17 protein-coding genes and 1 tRNA gene are annotated in these 19,066 nt (G+C 70.2%); 6 read left to right on the top strand and 12 right to left on the bottom strand.

The features are described 5' to 3' along the window. Positions 1-320 precede the first annotated feature (320 nt). Entirely contained in the window at positions 321-1,397 is a 1,077-nt protein-coding gene (locus ACIBI4_RS21450; RefSeq protein WP_399205547.1) for a LacI family DNA-binding transcriptional regulator, read from the top strand. Positions 1,398-1,602: 205 nt separating this feature from the next. Here the strand turns inward: ACIBI4_RS21450 and ACIBI4_RS21455 are convergent, their stop codons facing one another. Then, positions 1,603-2,586 (bottom strand): threo-3-hydroxy-L-aspartate ammonia-lyase, encoded by a 984-nt coding sequence (locus ACIBI4_RS21455; protein WP_399205548.1) that lies wholly within the window; start codon positions 2,584-2,586, stop codon positions 1,603-1,605. A 46-nt stretch (positions 2,587-2,632) separates the two neighbouring features. Between ACIBI4_RS21455 and ACIBI4_RS21460 the strand changes: the two genes are divergently transcribed. Next, positions 2,633-3,016, top strand: a complete 384-nt coding sequence (locus ACIBI4_RS21460) for a hypothetical protein (protein ID WP_399205549.1) — start codon at positions 2,633-2,635, stop codon at positions 3,014-3,016. A gap of 34 nt (positions 3,017-3,050) precedes the next feature. Then, a complete protein-coding gene (locus ACIBI4_RS21465; RefSeq protein WP_399205550.1) occupies positions 3,051-3,458 on the top strand; it encodes an MmcQ/YjbR family DNA-binding protein in 408 nt (135 codons plus the stop codon). A gap of 76 nt (positions 3,459-3,534) precedes the next feature. Here ACIBI4_RS21465 and ACIBI4_RS21470 read toward each other — a convergent pair. The 3 genes from ACIBI4_RS21470 to ACIBI4_RS21480 all read right to left on the bottom strand — a co-directional run bounded on the left by ACIBI4_RS21470 (position 3,535) and on the right by ACIBI4_RS21480 (position 5,607). Beyond that, positions 3,535-3,607, bottom strand: a tRNA-His gene (locus ACIBI4_RS21470). A gap of 117 nt (positions 3,608-3,724) precedes the next feature. Further along, complete coding sequence (orn, locus tag ACIBI4_RS21475; protein ID WP_399205551.1) at positions 3,725-4,333, bottom strand: oligoribonuclease; 609 nt, start codon at positions 4,331-4,333, stop codon at positions 3,725-3,727. A 5-nt stretch (positions 4,334-4,338) separates the two neighbouring features. Then, entirely contained in the window at positions 4,339-5,607 is a 1,269-nt protein-coding gene (locus ACIBI4_RS21480; RefSeq protein WP_399205552.1) for a helix-turn-helix domain-containing protein, read from the bottom strand. Positions 5,608-6,382: 775 nt separating this feature from the next. Here ACIBI4_RS21480 and ACIBI4_RS21485 point away from each other — a divergent pair. Both ACIBI4_RS21485 and ACIBI4_RS21490 read left to right on the top strand, forming a co-directional pair. Beyond that, positions 6,383-6,925, top strand: coding sequence for a universal stress protein (locus ACIBI4_RS21485; RefSeq protein WP_399205553.1), 543 nt, complete (start codon positions 6,383-6,385; stop codon positions 6,923-6,925). 249 nt (positions 6,926-7,174) lie between these two features. After that, the gene (locus ACIBI4_RS21490; protein ID WP_399205554.1) at positions 7,175-7,741 is read left to right on the top strand and encodes a GPR1/FUN34/YaaH family transporter; all 567 of its coding nucleotides are present in this window, start codon (positions 7,175-7,177) and stop codon (positions 7,739-7,741) included. Positions 7,742-7,848: 107 nt separating this feature from the next. Here the strand turns inward: ACIBI4_RS21490 and glmS are convergent, their stop codons facing one another. The 3 genes from glmS to ACIBI4_RS21505 form a co-directional block, all read right to left on the bottom strand. Continuing rightward, positions 7,849-9,666 carry a glutamine--fructose-6-phosphate transaminase (isomerizing) gene (gene glmS, locus ACIBI4_RS21495; RefSeq protein WP_399205555.1) on the bottom strand — a complete coding sequence of 606 codons (1,818 nt, stop codon included), beginning with the start codon at positions 9,664-9,666 and terminating at the stop codon, positions 7,849-7,851. 73 nt (positions 9,667-9,739) lie between these two features. Beyond that, the gene (locus tag ACIBI4_RS21500) at positions 9,740-9,997 is read right to left on the bottom strand and encodes a hypothetical protein (RefSeq protein WP_399205556.1); all 258 of its coding nucleotides are present in this window, start codon (positions 9,995-9,997) and stop codon (positions 9,740-9,742) included. A gap of 111 nt (positions 9,998-10,108) precedes the next feature. Next, on the bottom strand, positions 10,109-10,981 hold the full coding sequence (locus ACIBI4_RS21505) for a DUF4429 domain-containing protein (RefSeq protein WP_399205557.1): 873 nt from the start codon (positions 10,979-10,981) through the stop codon (positions 10,109-10,111). 290 nt (positions 10,982-11,271) lie between these two features. Here ACIBI4_RS21505 and ACIBI4_RS21510 point away from each other — a divergent pair, with 290 nt between their 5' ends. Then, entirely contained in the window at positions 11,272-12,825 is a 1,554-nt protein-coding gene (locus tag ACIBI4_RS21510; RefSeq protein ID WP_399205718.1) for a beta-N-acetylhexosaminidase, read from the top strand. 92 nt (positions 12,826-12,917) lie between these two features. On the opposite strand, the gene ACIBI4_RS21515 is transcribed toward ACIBI4_RS21510, so the two are convergent. The 5 genes from ACIBI4_RS21515 to ACIBI4_RS21535 form a co-directional block, all read right to left on the bottom strand. Continuing rightward, positions 12,918-13,772, bottom strand: a complete 855-nt coding sequence (locus ACIBI4_RS21515; RefSeq protein WP_399205558.1) for a siderophore-interacting protein — start codon at positions 13,770-13,772, stop codon at positions 12,918-12,920. Next, a complete protein-coding gene (locus tag ACIBI4_RS21520) occupies positions 13,769-14,809 on the bottom strand; it encodes an ABC transporter substrate-binding protein (protein ID WP_399205559.1) in 1,041 nt (346 codons plus the stop codon). The genes ACIBI4_RS21515 and ACIBI4_RS21520 overlap by 4 nt, the downstream gene beginning before the upstream one ends. A gap of 93 nt (positions 14,810-14,902) precedes the next feature. Continuing rightward, positions 14,903-16,069 (bottom strand): acyl-CoA dehydrogenase family protein, encoded by a 1,167-nt coding sequence (locus tag ACIBI4_RS21525; protein WP_399205560.1) that lies wholly within the window; start codon positions 16,067-16,069, stop codon positions 14,903-14,905. Positions 16,070-16,097: 28 nt separating this feature from the next. After that, positions 16,098-17,033, bottom strand: coding sequence for a hydroxymethylglutaryl-CoA lyase (locus ACIBI4_RS21530; RefSeq protein ID WP_399205561.1), 936 nt, complete (start codon positions 17,031-17,033; stop codon positions 16,098-16,100). Beyond that, positions 17,030-19,060 (bottom strand): acetyl-CoA carboxylase biotin carboxylase subunit, encoded by a 2,031-nt coding sequence (locus ACIBI4_RS21535; RefSeq protein ID WP_399205562.1) that lies wholly within the window; start codon positions 19,058-19,060, stop codon positions 17,030-17,032. The genes ACIBI4_RS21530 and ACIBI4_RS21535 overlap by 4 nt, the downstream gene beginning before the upstream one ends. Between the last annotated feature and the right edge of the window lie 6 nt (positions 19,061-19,066).

Raw genomic sequence — 19,066 nt, forward strand, 5'->3', positions numbered from 1 at the left:
ACTCTGTCGTGCTGTGGGGGTATTTCAAGGTGCGGCTCGGGCGGGAACGTGCGGGTGTTGTAAGTGCCAGGTACGGTGGGAGCGCTCCCATGTGTGATGAGTTGAAGAGTCCCGGCTCCGCCAAGGGGTGTCAAGGGACCTGACGGACGGAGTCGAATCGGTTATCCGGCTGTTAGTTTTCGCCCGGGTGACCGAAGTTCCGGCCGGATGCGCGAATGATTCGTGCGGGACGGGGAGACACCCATGGCGTACGGGAGGGGAGGCGGGCATGGCGCTCGGTCCGGGAGGGCAGGCATGACGTTCCGTCTGGGGAGGCAGGCATGACGATCCGTCAACCCCGTCCGGGAGGACGGGCCAGGAGCGGCGGCCGGCCCACGCTCGAGGAGGTCGCGGCGCGCGCCGGCGTCGGCCGCGGCACGGTCTCCCGCGTGATCAACGGCTCGCCTCGCGTCAGCGAACGGACCCGCGCCGCCGTCGAGGCCGCCGTCGCCGAGCTCGGCTATGTCCCGAACACGGCGGCGCGCGCGCTCGCCGCGAACCGTACGGACGCGATTGCCCTGGTCGTGCCGGAACCGGAGGGCCGCTTCTTCGCGGAGCCGTACTTCTCGGACATCATCCACGGGGTGGGCGACGCCCTCGCCGACACCGAGGTCCAGCTGCTGCTCACCTTTGCGAGCAAAGCCCGCGAACGGCGGCGCCTCGCCCAGTACTTGGCGGCCCAGCGGGTCGACGGCGTGCTCCTCGTCTCCGTCCACGCGGACGATCCGCTGCCCGATCTCATCGAGCAGCTGGACATCCCGGCGGTGGTCTCCGGCCGCCGTTCGGCCACCGAACCCCTCACCTCCGTCGACTCCGACAACTTCGAGGGCGCGAAGGCGGCCATCGAGCACCTTCTCTCCCGGGGCCGCACCCGGATCGCCACCATCACCGGCCGCCTCGACGTCTACGGCGCCCAGCGCCGCCTCGACGGCTACCGGGCGGCGCTGGCCGCGGCGGGCCAGGAGGTGGACGACACGCTCGTCGAACCGGGGGACTTCACGGAGGAGGGCGGCCGCCGCGCCATGACCGAACTGCTCGCCCGCCGCCCCGACCTCGACGCGGTCTTCGCCGCGTCGGACGTGATGGCCTCGGGCGCCCGGCAGATCCTGCGCGACAAGGGCCGCCGCATCCCCGAGGACGTGGCGCTGGTCGGCTTCGACGACTCGGCCGTCGCCCGGCACATGGACCCGCCGCTCACGAGCGTGCGTCAGCCCATCGAGGAGATGGGGCGCGAGATGACCCGGCTGCTGCTGGCGGAGATCGCCTCGGTGGGCGCCCGCCATCCGCAGGCATCCCGCCGCCTGGCCCGCGAACAGCTGGTGCTGCCCACGGAGTTGGTGGTGCGGGCGTCGTCCTGAGGCGCGCCCGCGCGAAGGTGTCCAGAGATCCCGGTCGGCTGCGGCGACGTAAGTGTCCTGGGCCGCTGGACGACACCGGCGTCTTGCCGGCGGCGGGATTCGAACCCGCGTTGCTCTCTTATAGGGAGAAGTAGCCGCTGCCTTCGCACCTGAACGCCTTCACCGTAGCGAGGCGCAGGGGTGCGGGCATCTGCTTTTCGGCGCCCTACGAGGCGAGGAACGCCCCCAGCCGCGACGGATCCACGTTCCCTCCGCTGAGGATCACCCCGACCCTGAGCCCGCGCAGCTCGGCCGCCCGTTCGCGGGCGGCGGCGAAGCCGAGGCAGCCGGTGGGCTCCACCACGGTCTTCATACGGGATGCGAACAGCCGCAGGCACTCGATGAGTTGCTCGTCGGTCGCGGTCAGCACATCGCGCACCCGCTCCCGGATCACGGGAAACGTGTGCTGTCCCAGATGCTGGGTCTGCGCGCCGTCCGCGATGGTCCGCGGTGTGTCGATGTGCACGATCTCGCCCTTGCGGAGCGACTGCTGACCGTCGTTCCCGGCCTCGGGCTCGACCCCGTACACCGCGCACCCGGGAGAGAGCGCCTCCGCCGAAAGGAGCGTGCCCGACAGCAGCCCGCCGCCGCCCAGCGGCACGAACAGGGCGTCAAGTTCGCCGGCGTCCTCGAAGAGCTCCTTCGCCGCGGTCCCCTGCCCGGCCATCACATGGGGATGGTCGTAGGGCGGAATCAGAGTGAGCCCGCGCTCGTCCGCCAGCGCCCGCCCGATGGCCTCCCGGTCCTCGGTGTACCGGTCGTACACCACGATCTCGGCCCCGTACCCGCGCGTCGCCGCGACCTTCGCCGCGGGGGCGTCGTGCGGCATCACGATGGTCGCCGGGATCCCGAGGAGCCGCGCGGAGAGCGCGACGGCCTGCGCGTGGTTCCCGGATGAGTACGCCACCACCCCGTCCCGCCGCTGCCGCTCGTCGAACTGCGCCAACGCGTTGTACGCGCCACGGAACTTGAACGCCCCCATCCGCTGCAGATTCTCCGCCTTGAAGAAGAACCGGGCACCCAGCTCCTCATCGGTGAGCCGCGAGGTGAGCACGGGCGTGCGGTGGGCGACCCCGCCGATCCGCTGATGGGCGCGTACGACGTCCTCGTACGTGGGAGAGTCGGCGGCAACGTGATCGGTACGGTCCATGGGACAAGTCTCGCAGCCAGGCGGCCGCACCCAGGAGGAGCCCCGTATGCGCCGAACTCTCGCCGTGCCCGCGCTCGTCATAGGTCTGCTGCTCGGCGGCTGCTCGGAGGAGCCGGACCCGATCACGGGCGAATGGGTCGCGGACGGCGCCCAGCCGCAGGGCTTCTCGGACTTCGCCGACTACGCACAGATCCGCGTGTACGAGACCGGCAAGGCGGACCTGGGCACGTCGCCGTCGCGGCTCTGCGGGGGCGCGAAGGTGACACCCAAGGACACGGACGGCGAGTACCGCATCGCGTTCGAGACCGCGTGCCTCACGGTCAGCGTCCCCGTCAGTCTCGAAGTCGTCCTCGTCGACGACGACTCCCTGGAGGCCGTTCCCACGGGCCGCCCGGGCGGCGGCGAGCCCTACCGATTCAAGCGGTCGTGACGACGCTTCGAGCGGCCGTGGCTACGCTCGCCTCATGACCAGCCCCGGCGACGTTCCCCCGGACATCCTGAACCGGCTGCGCCCGATCTGCGAGCGGCTCCCCGAGGCGTACGAGGAACCGGCCTGGATCGGCCTGCGCTGGCGCATCCGCGCCCGCACGATCGCCCACGTCTACAGCCCGGACATCGACCGCTCGCCGTTCTACGCCCCGTACGCCACGGCCGGCGAGGAGCTCACGGTCGTCACCTTCCGCGTCCCCGCCGACGACCTCCTCGGCCTGACCAGCGAGGGCTTCCCCTACTTCCGCGCGGCCTGGGGCCAGAACGTCGCAGCCGCGATCCTCGGCCCGCACACGGACTGGACCGAACTCACGGAACTCCTCACGGACAGCTACCGGCTCCAGGCTCCGAGGTTCCTGGCGGCGAAGGTTGCCGGGATGTGAGACCCGTATCGCCGGCAGGGCCGTACTACGCATCAAGGCCCGCCCCGTTTTCACGGGACGGGCCTTGATCATTCAGGGTGAGTGACGGGACTTGAACCCGCGGCCACCTGGACCACAACCAGGTGCTCTACCAACTGAGCTACACCCACCATGTCCGGTCGTTTTTCCGACCGGCCGAGAAAAAGTGTACAGGGTCCGAGAGGGTGCTCGCGCCCACCTTTTTCCCGGGCGGATCAAGGGCTGATCAGGGGCGTATCAAGGGGCTGTCAGGACTCGTCCGCAGGCAGGACGTGCTTCGCCGCGATCGTGCGGGCCGTCTCGGAGTCCGGTCCCGGCTGCGGGACGAAGATCGCCTCGCGGTAGTAGCGGAGCTCCGCGATGGATTCGCGGATGTCGGCGAGCGCGCGGTGGTTGCCGTTCTTCTGCGGGCTGTTGAAGTAGGCCCGCGGGTACCAGCGCCGCGACAGCTCCTTGACCGAGGACACGTCCACGATCCGGTAGTGGAGGTAGTCCTCCAGGGTGGGCATGTCGCGGAGCAGGAAGCCGCGGTCGGTGCCGACCGAGTTCCCGCAGAGCGGGGCCTTGCCCGCGTCCTTGACGTGCTCACGTACGTAGGCGAGGACCTGCTCCTCGGCGTCGGCCAGCGTCGTACCGCCCGCGAGCTCGTCGAGGAGGCCCGAGGCGGTGTGCATATTGCGCACCACCTCGGGCATCGTCTCCAGCGCCGCGTCCGGCGGGCGGATCACGATGTCCACGCCTTCACCGAGCACGTTCAGTTCCGAGTCGGTGACCAGTGCGGCCACCTCGATGAGTGCGTCGTCCGTCAGCGAGAGCCCGGTCATCTCGCAGTCGATCCACACCATGCGATCGTTCATGCCCATCACCCTACGGGGCGCTCCCGCTGGCCGGGCAGCGTCGGACGGGCCGGGGTGCCGGGGGCGTAGAGGTCCGAGCCCGGTTTGTCCGGGTCCGGGGCGCGATCTCCCCGGTCCGGAACCCGTTCGCCCCGGTCCTGCCCGCGTGCTCCATCCGCCGGTACGGACGCCGACGGCATCCCGTGTGCACTCGCCGCCGCCGTACGGCGGGTCTGTGCGGGGATCGGACCCTCCACCGGTTCCGGCGCCGGGCGCTCGGCCTGCGGCCTGCGGGCCCGGTAGGCCGCGCGGTAGGCGGCGGGCGAGGAGCCCAGCTGGCGCCGGAAGTGGCCGCGCAGCGCGACCGGCGAGCGGAAGCCGCAGCGGCCCGCGACCTCGTCGACCGAGTAGTCGGAGGTCTCGAGCAGCCGCTGGGCCTGCAGCACACGCTGCGTGATCAGCCACTGCAGCGGCGCCGAGCCCGTCAGGGAGCGGAAACGGCGGTCGAAGGTACGGCGTGACATGTACGCACGGGCCGCGAGCGTCTCGACGTCGAACTGCTCGTGGAGGTGCTCCAGTGCCCAGGAGACGACCTCGGCGAGCGGGTCCGCGCCGATCTCCTCCGGTAAAGACCTGTCGAGGTAGCGCTCCTGACCGCCGGAGCGGCGCGGCGGCACGACCAGACGGCGGGCCAGGGCCCCGGCCGCCTCGGTTCCGTGGTCGCTGCGCACGATGTGCAGACAGAGGTCGATTCCGGCCGCGGTGCCGGCGGAGGTCAGCACGTCCCCGTCGTCGACGAAGAGCTCGCGCGGGTCGACGTGGACCGACGGATAGCGCTTGGCGAGCGTCGGCGCGTACATCCAGTGGGTGGTCGCGGGGCGCCCGTCGAGCAGTCCGGCCGCGGCGAGCACGAAGGCGCCGGTGCACAGACCGACGATCCGTGCCCCTTCCTCGTGGGCGCGGCGCAGGGCGTCGAGGGCGCTCTGCGGCGGCGGTGCGGTGATCGAGCGCCACGCGGGCACGACGACGGTGCCGGCCCGTGCGATGGCTTCGAGACCGTACGGTGCGGTCAGTTCGAGCCCGCCGGTGGTCCGCAGCGGTCCGTCCTCGCCGCCGCACACGAGCAGGCGGTAGCGCGGCACGCCGGCGTCCTGGCGGTCGACGCCGAACACGGACAGAGGGATGGAACTCTCGAAGATGGGCCCGCCGCTGAACAACAGCACGGCGACGATTTCCCTGCGCCTTCGGCCGGAGAGCTTGCGGCTCGTCTCCGGTGCGGCGGAGTCGTGGCTCATGGCGCTAAGCCCCCCTCGGTGGTCGCGGCACCCCTTGCGTTTCGGCGTCCTGCACTGCCGCAGCGTCGCTCCTGCACGTTTCCCCTCGCAACGAGTCCCCCGCCTGGACGGTCATGATCGAATCTACTGGGTCCGATGGTGCCGGCGTGACCAGTTAAGGCCGTACTGCATTGTCGACAAGGCAACTTGGCGTGAAGCATTCGATCACGAAGCGTTGCACTCCAGGGCGTTGCTGGGAAGTCCGCCTTTTGCCGGTGGCCGGTCCACATAGGGTGTGCGGCCCCCCGCCGGGGCTTTTTCCGCTGGTGGTACGGGGGTTGGGGGCCCTGCGGCGCAACGCCACGCGCCGTCCGGGACTTTGGCCGAAAAGCGACGGGGGCGCACGACCGTTTCCGGTCGGCGCCCGGCGTGAACCAGCCGCCTCCCCGCCCGCCCCTGTGAGCCCTTGTCTGCGCCCCCTCGGCAGGGTGTCGTGCGAGGCTCGTAGCTTGTGACGAGTCCGGGCAAATGGCTGTAGGAGGCAGGGACCATTGCCATACGGTCAGCGCTCATGCATGCTCCTGAAACGCCGCGGGGAGCCCCCTGCGGAGCCTGGGCAGGAGAGGAGTGTCGCCGTACCCTTGGGGTATACGGGTTGGGAAGATGATTCCCGGACACTGCTCCGTGGCACAGCCCTTCGCCAGCCCTTGCACCTTGAACCTTCTGCACCTGAGCCCTTCGTCAGTCCCTCTTACTGCTGTCCCCTCCTTCGAGGACTCACTTTTCCGAGACACCGATGGCCGGTCACGAATTTCCCGAACCCGCGCCCCGCAAGCGCCAGGTCGCCGATCCCGATGAGATCGCGGCCCTCGCAGGCGAGCCGATCGCCGCGGAAGAGCTGCGCAAGTCCTGTGATCCCGCGTTCCGTCATGGCGTCGTCGTCGGCTTCGACGGCTCGACCTCCAGCGAGCGCGCCCTCTCGTACGCCATCGGAATGGCCCGGCGCTCCTCGTCCGCGCTGATCATCGTGCACGTGGCCAACCGGCTGCCCACCACGGTCTGGGCGGGCTGCGAGCCGCCGGTCTTCGTCGACGTCCCCGACCACCGCACCGAGGTGCTCGGGCTCGAGCTCGCGTGTGCGGACTATCTCTCCGAGGTCTCCTGGATCCTCGTCGAGCGCGGCGGTGACATCTGCCACGAGCTGGAGGAGGTCGGCCGCGAGTACGAGGCGGACGCGATCGTCGTCGGCTCGACGCACGGCATCGTCGGCCGGATCTTCGGCTCGGTCGCGGGGCGGCTCGCGAAGCGGGCGCAGCGGCCGGTCGTCGTCATCCCGTAGAGCCCGCCGCCCTCGTCTCGCAGCACTCCGCCGTCCTCACCTCGTGGCGCTCCGCCGTTGCCGTTCCGTAACTCCCCGTTGTCCCAGGTGAGATGGGGCGTTCGAAACGTCAACTTCCCTTTGACGGTCGACAAATCTACTGCGCAGTAGAGGTGCTTTGTGCCTTTGTGAAGGGTACATAAAGCTCGCCGGCCCCACTGCACGAGCCGGCACCGCGCAGCACGACTGCACCTTCGAAGGGAGCCCGCCGTGGACAACGAAGTCTCCGCGGGAAGCAGCACCACGTCCACCCTCGGCCAACTCGCACTCGGAGTGACCCTCCTGGCGTTCGGTCTCGGTCACGCCGATGTGATCGACGGAGTGACGGCCGCCGACGCCATGTCCGTCGCGACCTATGTCGGCGGTATCGCGCTCTTCATCGCCGGCCTGTTCGCCTTCCGTGACCGTGACTCCTTCACGGGCACCGCGTATGCCGGTCTCGGCGCCTTCTGGTTCACCTGGGGCACCGCCGACGCCGAAGTCTCCACCAACGCAGCAGGTCTCTTCCTGCTCCTCTTCGCTCTGCTGGCCCTCAGTCTGACCCTCGGAGCAGCCGGCGGCGGTCTGCTCGGCCAGGGCATGTACGCGCTCACCTTCCTGTCCCTGCTCCTGCTCGCCATCGCCTCGTTCGGCGAGACCGAAGGGCTCGCCAAGGTCGGCGGCTGGGCCGGCGTCGCCGCGGGTGCGGTCGCCTGGTACGGCGCCACGGCGGTCCTCGCGAAATGGCCCGCCCTCACCGGACGTGCTGCCGGCCGGGGGGTGACGGCCACCGGCTGAGCAGCCAACGGGCCGGAGTAATGGGCGACTTCGGCTCACACGAGAACGACCCCCTGTGCGCTGGTGGCACACACAGGGGGTCGTTCGCGTCCGTACGAAGGACGTGACTACTCGACGGTCACCGACTTCGCGAGGTTGCGCGGCTTGTCGATGTCCCGGCCCAGGGCCAGGGCCGTGTGGTACGCGAAGATCTGCAGCGGGATGCCCATCAGGATGGCGTCCAGCTCGGTCTCGTTCTTCGGCACGACGATGGTGTGGTCGGCCTTCTCCTGCTCCTGGTGCGCGACGGCGAGGATCTGGCCGCTGCGGGCCTTGATCTCCTCCAGGGCCGCGCGGTTCTTCTCCAGGAGGTCGTCGTCCGGGATGATCGCGACGGTCGGCAGCGAGGGCTCGATGAGCGCGAGCGGACCGTGCTTCAGCTCCGAGGCGGGGTACGCCTCGGCGTGGATGTACGAGATCTCCTTCAGCTTCAGCGAAGCCTCCAGGGCGACCGGGTAGCCGCGGACCCGGCCGATGAACATCATCGACTTGGCGTCCGCGTACCGCTTCGCCAGCTTCTTGATCTCGTCCTCCTGCTTGAGGATCTCCTGGATCTGGCCGGGCAGGCGGCGCAGGCCCTCGATGATCCGCTTGCCGTCGGCGACCGACAGGTCGCGGATGCGGCCGAGGTGCAGGGCGAGCAGCGCGAAGGCCGTCACGGTGTTCGTGAAGCACTTGGTGGAGACGACGCAGACCTCGGGTCCGGCGTGCACGTACACACCGCCGTCGGTCTCGCGGGCGATGGCCGAACCCACCACGTTCACGACACCGAGGACGCGGGCGCCCTTGCGCTTGAGCTCCTGGACGGCCGCGAGCACGTCGTAGGTCTCACCGGACTGCGAGACCGCGATGTAGAGGGTGTCGGGGTCGACGACCGGGTTGCGGTAGCGGAACTCCGAGGCGGGCTCGGCGTCCGCGGGGATCCGGGCCAGTCCTTCGATGAGACCGGCGCCGATCAGGCCCGCGTGGTAGCTGGTGCCGCAGCCGAGGATCTTGATCCGGCGGATCGTGCGGGCCTCGCGCGCGTCCAGGTTGAGGCCGCCGAGGTGCACCGTGGAGAAACGGTCGTCGATGCGGCCGCGCAGGACGCGGTCGACCGCGTCGGGCTGCTCGCTGATCTCCTTGTGCATGTACGTGTCGTGGCCGCCCATGTCGTACGACTCGGCCTCCCACTCCACCGTGGTGGGGGAGGCGGTCGTGCGGGTGCCGGACGTCGTGTACGTACGGAAGTCGTCGGCCTTGATGGTGGCCATCTCGCCGTCGTCGAGGGTGACGACCTGGCGGGTGTGCGAGACGAGCGCGGCGACGTCCGAGGCGACGAACATCTCCTTCTCGCCGATGCCGAGGACGACCGGGGAGCCGTTGCGGGCGACGACGATGCGGTCGCTGAAGTCGGCGTGCAGGACGGCGATGCCGTACGTGCCCTCGATGAGGCGCAGGGCCTCGCGGACCTTCTCCTCCAGCGTCTCGGCCTGGGAGCGGGCCACCAGGTGGACGAGGACCTCGGTGTCGGTCTCCGAGGCGAACTCGACGCCGTCGGCGGTCAGCTTGGCGCGCAGGTCGTCCGCGTTGTCGATGATGCCGTTGTGCACGACGGCGACCTTGTTGTCGCCCGACATGTGCGGGTGCGCGTTCTCGTCGGAGGGGGCGCCGTGGGTGGCCCAGCGGGTGTGGGCGATACCGGTCGTGCCCTTGAAGCGGGCGGGGACCTTGGCCTCCAGGTCGCGGACGCGGCCCTTGGCCTTGACCATCTTCAGGCCCGCGGCCTTGGGGCCGGTGATGACGACGCCGGCGGAGTCGTAGCCGCGGTACTCCAGGCGCTGCAGGCCTTCGAGGAGGAGCGGGGCGACGTCTCGCTTGCCGATATAACCGACGATTCCGCACATATGAGGGTTCCTCTGGGTCGGGTCGAGTAGGGGCGTCCGGTCCGTCGGCGTTCAGCCGTCGGTCCGTGGGCGTTCAGCCGTAGACGATGCGGCGCAGCTGGCGGAGGGACAGCTCCGGTGGCGCGACCGCGCGGTATTTCAGGTCCGCCGCGATCTGTTCGAAGATCGTCGCGTTCACCAGGCCCTGACTCTGGAGTTCGCGGTGGCGGCGACGGACGAAGTCTTCTGTCGTCTCGTCGAAGTACGCGAGGACGTCCTGGATCACGCGCAGCGCTTCGCCCCGCTGGAGCGGGGTGGTTCGCGTGAGGTGATCAACGAGGTCGTCGTGCATTGGGGAGATCCTGGGGGATCGGGGGGCTTGTTCGCAACGATCCTGCCCGGAATCGGGCAGGGGATGAATGTTTCCCCTGCCTGGCCATCCCTGAAACCCGTTTTGTGATGATTACAGCCGCTTGAGAACCGCCTGCTTCGCCAGCGTGAACTCCTCCGCCGTGAGGATTCCCGACTGGTGAAGTTCACCCAGTTCGCGCAGGCGGCGGAGCAAGGCGTCGTGGTCCTCGGAAGGGGTGGCGGCCGCGGCGAGGGCCTTCGGGGTCCCGGGTGGGGTGGGTTCCGCGGCCGGGTGCGGTAGGCGGGCCTGGACCGCTGCGGCGATCAAGGACATCAGCGGGTCCTTCTTGAAGCCCCAGAGCTCGATCGCGTTCGGGTCGTACTTCGGGGGCGCCTTCGTCGAGGCGTTCCTGACCTTGAAGCGGAGGTAGCCGTTCTCCAGGCCGGCGGACGGCTGCCACTCCACGGCCTCGATGTCGTCCAGGGCGAGGGTGCGGGTGCCGGAGGCCGCCTTCGCGTCCTCGGTGTTCCACTTCCACTCCAGACGGACCCGCTCGCCGTCGAAGCTCGCGGTGCCGTCGCCCGCGCTCACGGAGAGGGGGACGGCGGGGCCGGGGAGGAGGTACGTGGTGCAGGGGTCGGCCGGGACCTGCTCCAGGAGGTGGGCGTTGCGTACCTCGTCCACGAAGTACTCGGCGACGCCGTAGCGGTCGGATTCGACGGTCAGTTGGTACGGGTCGGCGGCGTCCGCGAGCTTGCCGCCGGTGACCACCGTGAGCGGATCGGCGCCCTCGCGCAGCCGCAGCCTGAGCCGCCCCTGCTTCTTGCCCTGTTCGAAGGAGATGCCCGCCAACGCCTGGACGGGGAGCTCCAGTTCACCCAGCGTCTTGCGCAGCACACTGACGTTCTTGTCGTGTCCGGGTACGAGCCGGAGGGTGTCGCCGTCGAAGGTCCAGGTGCCGTCGCGCTGGATGATTTCCGCCATGGGTTTGATTCTGGCATCCGGCGCCGGATTGTCATGGGGGAGTTCCGGGTCCGCGGGCGGCTCACTGTCTACGGGCGGCTCACTGTCTACGGGCGGCTCACTGTCTACGGATGGCTCACTGTCTACGGGCGACTCACTGGTCTATACCTTGACCGGTCGAATGCGGTGCGGTACGGATGGTGACCGTTCGACTGCACACAGGACTGGACCACACCCGTCGAAGGGACCGGCTTGTGAGACAGCACAGAACGTCCGCCCGGCTGTTCGGCCCGCTGCTGCTCGTGGCGGGCATGGTGATCTCCTGCGGAGGGGCCGCCCCCGCCGGCGAGGCGCGCGCGGTGCCCGCCGTCACCCCGCTCGGCCAGGTGATCCCGGCACCCGCGGAGGTCGACGCCGGAGGATCCCCGTACGAGATCACCTCGGGCACCCGGATCAGCGTCGAGGACGGCTCGCGGGAGGCGCGGCGGATCGGTGAGGCGCTGGCCGGGGTGCTCCGGCCGTCCACGGGCTACCGGCTGCCGGTCACCGAGGACCGCGGCAAGGGCGGCATCAGGCTCGAACTCGACCGGCGCGCCAGGGACTTGGGCGGTGAGGGCTACCGTCTGGTGTCCGGGAAGCGCGGCGTCACGATCACCGCCAAGGAGCCCGCGGGGCTCTTCCACGGGGTGCAGACGCTGCGGCAGCAGCTGCCGGCGCAGGTGGAGAAGGACAGTGAGCAGGACGGCCCGTGGAAGGTCGCGGGCGGCCGGATCGAGGACACCCCGCGCTTCGCGTACCGCGGGGCGATGCTCGATGTGTCACGGCACTTCTTCACCGTCGGCCAAGTGAAGCGCTACATCGACCAGATGGCGATGTACAAGGTCAACAAGCTGCATCTGCACCTCAGCGACGACCAGGGCTGGCGGATCGCCATCGACTCCTGGCCGCGGCTCGCCGAGCACGGCGGGTCCACGCAGGTCGGCGGCGGCAAGGGCGGCTACTACACGAAGGCCCAGTACACGGAGATCGTGCGGTACGCCTCCGAGCGCTATCTGGAGGTCGTCCCGGAGATCGACATGCCGGGCCACACGAACGCCGCGCTCGCCTCGTACGCCGAACTGAACTGCGACGGCGTCGCCAAGGAGCTCTACACCGGTATCGAGGTCGGCTTCAGCTCGCTGTGCGTGCCCAAGGAGGTCACGTACGACTTCGTGGACGACGTGATCCGTGAGATCGCCGCCCTCACCCCCGGCCGCTATCTCCACATCGGCGGGGACGAGGCGCATTCGACGTCGCACGAGGACTACGTGAAGTTCATGGAGCGCGTGCAGCCGGTCGTCGCCAAGTACGGCAAGACCGTGATGGGCTGGCACCAGTTGACGGGGGCGAACCCGGCCAAGGGCGCCGTCGCGCAGTACTGGGGTTACGACCGGACCGGGCAGGCCGAGCGCGACCAGGTCGTGGCGGCGGCGAAGAAGGGCACCAAGCTGGTGCTCTCGCCGGCGGACCGCGCGTACATCGACCACAAGTACACGAAGGACACGCCCCTGGGCCTGGCGTGGGCGGGCCTCGTCGAGGTGGACCGGTCCTACGACTGGGATCCGGGGACGTATCTGACCGGGGCGCCCGAGTCCTCGGTGCTCGGCGTCGAGGCGCCGATGTGGACGGAGACGCTGTCGACGAGCGAGCACATCGAGTACATGGCGTTCCCGCGGCTGCCGGGGATCGCGGAGCTCGGCTGGTCGCCCGCGTCCACGCATGACTGGGACGCGTACAAGGGACGGATCGCGGCGCAGGGACCGCGCTGGGACGCGCTCGGCATGGAGTACTACAAGTCGCCGAAGGTGCCCTGGCCCGGGGAGTGAGGCAGGCGGGCCGACGCACTCGCGTCCGGCATGCCGGAGCCCTGGGAGGACCGTCTCCCAGGGCTCCGGAGTGTGCGGGCGTGCCCGGCGGGTCAGTCCTCCTCGGACTCCGTGACCCCTGCCACCGCCTCGTCGCGCAGCCGGTCCTCGCTGGCGCCCAGGCGCCAGTAGCCGGTGAAGCTGACGGAGCGGCGGTCGTAGCCGCGGTCGTCGAGGAGGTGCCGGCGGATCAGCTTCATCGCGCCCGCCTCACCCGCGAGCCAGATGTACGGGGCTTCGGCGGGCAGCCCGTCGGCGGCGCGGATCGCTTCGAGGGCACTCTCGCCGCGCTCGCGCGCGAGCCAGGTGACCGTGAGGTCCGCAGCGGTCCGCGGCGCCAGCTCATCGGCGGCGTACGGGACTTCGAAGAAGGCGCGGACCGGGAGGCCGGCCGGGAGCGACTCAAGGATCGCGGAGGCGGCCGGGAGCGCCGTCTCGTCGGCCCACAGGAGCACCCAGGGCGCGGACTCGGGCAGCTGGAACCGTACGCCCGTGTTGTCGGCGTCCGCCGGACCGAGCACGTTCACGCGGTCGCCGGGCGCGGCCTTCTCCGCCCAGACGCACGCCGGTCCGCCGTCCTCGTGCAGCGCGAAGTCGATGTCCACCTCGCCCGCCTCGGGGCGCTGGGCGCGCACGGTGTACGAGCGCATCACGGCGCGCTCGTCGTCCGGCATCGAGCGGTACGCCATGTACCAGGCGCCCGGCTCCTGTTCGGGCGGGAGCACCGGCTCCTTCTGGCCCGGCTGCGGCAGGAACAGGGAGCAGCTCTGGTCGAGGCCGCCCGAGCGGAACCCGGTCAGGGCCCGGTCCTCGTCGGACTCGCCGTATCCCGTGAACGTGACGCGCGCCAGCGACGGCGACAGCCGCTCCGTGCGGATGACTTCGAGGCCGAACAGGCGGAAGGTCACTTGGTGACCTTCTTCGCGTCCTCGATCGCCTTCGCCAGGTCCTCCAGGATCGGCGTGCACTTCGCGTACGAGTAGATCGGCTCGGTCACGCGCGGGACGACCTGACCGGCCTTGACCGCGGGGAGCTGCTTCCAGGTCGGCTTCGACTTGTCGAGGTCCGCGGGCTGGAGCGTGCCGGTGCGGTTGTCCATCATGATCACGTCGGCCTTGTACTTGTCGACGTTCTCCCAGCTGAGCTCCTCGAAGAAGCCCTGCGCGTTGACCTTCGGCTTCACGAACTCCACGCCCAGGGACTCGAAGTACGCGGTGTCCGCGGCCGTCTTGGCGAGGGTGACGTAGAAGAGGTCAGCGGAGCCGGAGCCGACCATGACCTTGATGCCGGGGTTGGCCTTGGTGGCCGCGCGCAGCCGGGCGGCGGCCTTCTCGAAGGCGGCCTTGGCGTCGGTGACCTTCTTGGCGGAGGTGTCGGCGCCGAGCGCCTTCGCGAGGTCCACGCGGCGGGCCAGCGCCTTGTCCATGGTGGTCTCGGCGGCCCACAGGGCGACCGAGGGGACCTTCAGCTGGAGGATCTTCTTCTCGGCGGCGGTGCCCGTGATGTACCAGAGCTGGTCCTTGATCCACATGTCCGTGATCAGGAGCTCGGGGTTGAGGGCCGCGTACTTCTCGACGCTGAACTTGTCCCAGGCGTTGCCGAGGATCTCGACCTTGGAGATGTCCATGTCGCCGGCCTGGACGTCGGGCTTGCCGTCCGAGGTCTCGGTCGGGCCGAAGACACCCTTGACCTCGATGCCGTAGTCGTGGAGCGCGGCGGCGGTGCCGGTGAAGGCGACGACGTTCGCGGGGATCTTGCCGGCCTTCACCTCGGTGCCGCGGTCGTCCGTGAAGGAGAACGAGCCGGAGCCGCCGGTCTTCGTCGAACCGCCGTCCTTCTTGCCCTTGTCGTCACCGCACGCGGCCAGGACGGCACCGAGGCCGACAGCGCCGCCCGCGGCGAGCAGACCACGTCGGGAGAGCCGGGAGAGGTGGGGCTTGGGCATGTGCAGTCTGCTTTCTCGGGGACGGACGTCGAAGCGGGCCTTAGGTTAACCTAACCTAAGGCCCGCTTTCGATGTGGTGCTGCTCTCAGCCGGTCAGCCCGTCAGCCCCAGCTCCCGCGCGATCAGCATCCGCTGCACCTCGCTCGTGCCCTCGCCGATCTCCAGGATCTTCGAGTCGCGCCACATACGGGCCACCGGGTACTCGTTCATGAACCCGTAGCCACCGTGGATCTGCGTGGCCTCGCGCGCGTTGTCGACGGCGATCGTCGACGAGTAGAGCTTGGCGAGCGCGGCCTCCTTCTTGAACGACTCGCCGTGGACGAGCCGCGAGGCCGCGTCACGCCACGCGAGGCGGGCCGTGTACGCCTTCATCTCCATGTCGGCGATCTTGAACTGGATCGCCTGGTTGGCGCCGATCGGCTTCCCGAACGCCTCGCGCTCCTTGGCGTACTTCACCGACTCGTCCACACAGCCCTGCGCGAGCCCGGTCGCGAGCGCCGAGATGGCGATGCGGCCCTCGTCGAGGATCCGCAGGAACTGGGCGTAGCCGCGGCCGAGTTCACCGAGCAGGTTGGCGCGCGGGACGCGGACGTCGGTGAAGGAGAGCTCGCGGGTGTCCGAGGCGTTCCAGCCGACCTTCGAGTACGGGGCGGCCACCGTGAAGCCCGGGGTGCCGGACGGGACGATGATCGAGGAGATCTGCGGCTTGCCTTCCGGGGAGCGGCCGGTGACCGCCGTGACCGTCACCAGACCCGTGATGTCCGTACCGGAGTTGGTGATGAAGCACTTGGAGCCGTTGATCACCCATTCGTCGGTGGCCTCGTCGAGTACGGCCGTGGTGCGGGTGCCGCCCGCGTCCGAACCGGCGCCCGGCTCGGTGAGCCCGAACGCGCCGAGCATCTCGCCGCTGCACAGCTTCGGCAGCCACTGCCGCTTCTGCTCCTCGGTCCCGTACAGATGGAGCGGCATCGCGCCGAGCGAGACACCGGCCTCCAGGGTGATCGCGACGGAGGAGTCGACGCGCGCCAGCTCCTCCAGGGCGATCCCGAGCGCCAGGTAGTCGCCGCCCATGCCGCCGTACTCCTCGGGGAAGGGCAGCCCGAACAGGCCCATGCGGCCCATCTCGCGGACGATCTCGTACGGGAACTCGTGGCGCTCGTAGAAGTCGCCGATCTTCGGCGCGACGACGTCGTGCGCGAACTCCTCGACGGTACGGCGCAGTTCTTCGTGTTCGGCGGAGAGCCGGTGGTCCAGGGTCATCCCTGATCACTCCAGGTGAGAGACGGGCTCAGTCCTTGTGGGAGAGCGCGCGGACGGTGCGGGAGGGGCTGGGACGGCCCAGCTGTTCGGCCAGCCACACGCTTGTGGCGGTGAGCGCGGCCAGATCGACCCCGGTCTCGATACCGAGGCCGTCGAGCATCCACACGAGATCCTCGGTGGCGAGATTGCCGGTGGCGCTCTTCGCGTACGGGCAGCCGCCGAGGCCGCCCGCGGACGCGTCCACCGTGGTGACGCCGTGCTGGAGCGCGGAGAGGGTGTTGGAGAGCGCCTGGCCGTACGTGTCGTGGAAGTGCACACCGATGGCGCCGGTGGGCACGCCCTCCTCGTTCAGCGCGGAGAGCAGCGCCTGGACGTGGCCGGGGGTGGCCACGCCGATGGTGTCGCCGAGGCTCAGCTCGTCGCAGCCGAGGTCCAGCAGCGCCTTGGCCGTACGGACGACCTGGTGGACGGGGACGGCGCCCTCCCACGGGTCGCCGAAGCACATCGACAGATAGCCGCGGACGTGCATCTTGGCGTCCTTCGCGCGGACGACCACCGGCTCGAACATCGCGAGGGACTCGGCGACCGACCGGTTGAGGTTCTTCTGCGCGAAGGTCTCGGTGGCCGACCCGAAGACGGCGATCCGCCGCGCGCCCAGCTCCAGGGCGCGGTCCAGGCCGCGCTCGTTGGGCACGAGGACCGGGAGATCCACGCCTTCGACGGTGGAGACCTGCGGGAACAAGGCTTCCGCGTCGGCCAGTTGGGGCACCCACTTGGGGTGCACGAAGCTGGTGGCCTCGATGGTGGTGAGGCCGGTGGCGGCCAGGCGGCGGATGAACTCCGCCTTGACCTCCGTCGGGACGGTCGCCTTCTCGTTCTGCAGCCCGTCGCGCGCACCCACCTCGTGGATACGGATCCGGGGCGGCAGCTCGGGGGCGGGGACGGTCATCGGCAGCCCGGTCATGAGGTCTCCTCGGTGTGCGGGGCCTCTTCGTGCGGGGCGACGACCGCGAGGATCTGGTCCATCGCGACGGTCGCGCCCGCGGTCACATCGAGCTCGGTGACCGTGCCCGCGTGCGGGGCGGCGATGACGTGCTCCATCTTCATCGCCTCGACCACGAGCAGGCTCTGCCCGGCCGCCACCTCCTCGCCCACGGCGACCTTCACGACGGTGACGGTGCCGGGCATCGGGGCGGTCAGGGCGTCGGCGCCCGCGTGCGCGGCGCCGGTGAGCGCGGCCTCGACGGGGTCGTGGTCCTGGAGGTGCCAGCTGTGCCCGTCGCGGGCCAGCCAGGTGCCGTCGGCGCCCGTGGCGTAGGTGAACTTGTGGGTGAGGCCCGCGAGTTCGACGGTGAGGTGGGTGGGGGTGAGCGCGGTCAGGCGGGCCCGGGCGGGCGCGGCCTCGGTATCCACGCGCACCTCCGTCCCGGAGGGCCCGTCGGTGCGCACCGCGACCGCCACCGGCTCCTGACCTGGCACGCGAACGGGGTGCTCCAGCCAGGCGGGTGCGTCGCCCATGCGCCAGCCGCTGGGCACGTCGAACGGGTCGAGCCAACGGCCGGGAGCCGCCTGCGGGTCGAGCCGGGACCGGGCCAGCAGGCCGGCGGCCGCGTACACCTCGTCCGGTACGGCGGTGTCGACCAGTCCGTCGACCTCGCGCTCGACCAGCCCCGTGTCCATCTCGCCGGACACCACGTCGGGGTGGGCGAGAAGGCGGCGCAGGAAGCCCGCGTTCGTCTGCACGCCCAGTGTCACGGTGTCCGCGAGCGCGGCCCGCAGCCTGCGCAACGCGTCCGCCCGCGAAGGGCCGTACGCGATCACCTTGGACAGCATCGGGTCGTACAGGCTGCCGACCTCCGTGCCCTCGGAGAGCCCGGAGTCCGTGCGCACCCGGTCCCCGGACGGCTCGTGCAGCGCGAGCACCGTGCCGCCGGACGGCAGGAAGCCGCGGGACGGGTCCTCGGCGCAGATCCGCGCCTCGACCGCGTGCCCGGTGAGCGTGATGTCGTTCTGCGCGAACGGGAGTTGCTCCCCGGCGGCCACCCGCAGCTGCCACTCCACCAGGTCGATCCCGGTGACCAGCTCGGTGACGGGGTGCTCGACCTGAAGGCGCGTGTTCATCTCCATGAAGTAGTACGCGGAGGGGTCACCGCCCGGGACGATGAACTCCACCGTGCCCGCACCCGAGTAGCCGCACGAGCGCGCGGCCTGCACGGCCGCCTCGCCCATCGCGGCCCGGGTCGCTTCGTCGAGGAGCGCGCTGGGCGCCTCCTCGATGATCTTCTGGTGGCGGCGCTGCAGCGAGCACTCGCGCTCGCCGAGATGCACCACGTTCCCGTGGCCGTCCGCGAGCACCTGGATCTCGATGTGCCGGGGCCGGTCGATCCAGCGCTCCACGAGCAGGGTGTCGTCGCCGAAGGAGGCGCGGGCCTCGCGCCGGGCCGCGGCGATCTCCTCGTCGAGGACCGCGAGGTCCCGTACGAGCCGCATGCCCTTGCCGCCGCCGCCCGCGGACGGCTTGAGCAGGACCGGAACGCCGATCTCCCGTGCCGCATCGGCCAGTTGGGCGTCGGTGAGCCCGCTGCCGGAGGAGCCGGGGACGACCGGAACCCCGGCCGCCTTCACCGTCTCCTTGGCGCGGATCTTGTCGCCCATCAGGTCGATCGCCGAGGCGGGCGGCCCGATGAAGACCAGGCCGGCGTCCGCGCAGGCCTGTGCGAAGGCGGCGTTCTCGGCGAGGAAGCCGTAGCCGGGGTGCACGGCCTGCGCGCCCGTGCGCCGGGCCGCGTCGATCAATGCGTCCATGCGCAGATACGACTCGGAAGCGGGCGGCGGCCCGATCCGTACCGCCGTGTCCGCCTCCCGTACGTGCCGGGCATCGGCATCCGCGTCGCTGAACACCGCGACCGAGCGGACCCCGAGCGCCCGCAGCGTACGGATCACGCGGACCGCGATCTCGCCGCGGTTGGCGACCAGAACTGTGTCGAACATCGTCAG

Origin of the sequence: Streptomyces sp. NPDC050418 (assembly GCF_044458745.1) — a bacterium.
In the GTDB taxonomy this organism is placed as follows: domain Bacteria; phylum Actinomycetota; class Actinomycetes; order Streptomycetales; family Streptomycetaceae; genus Streptomyces.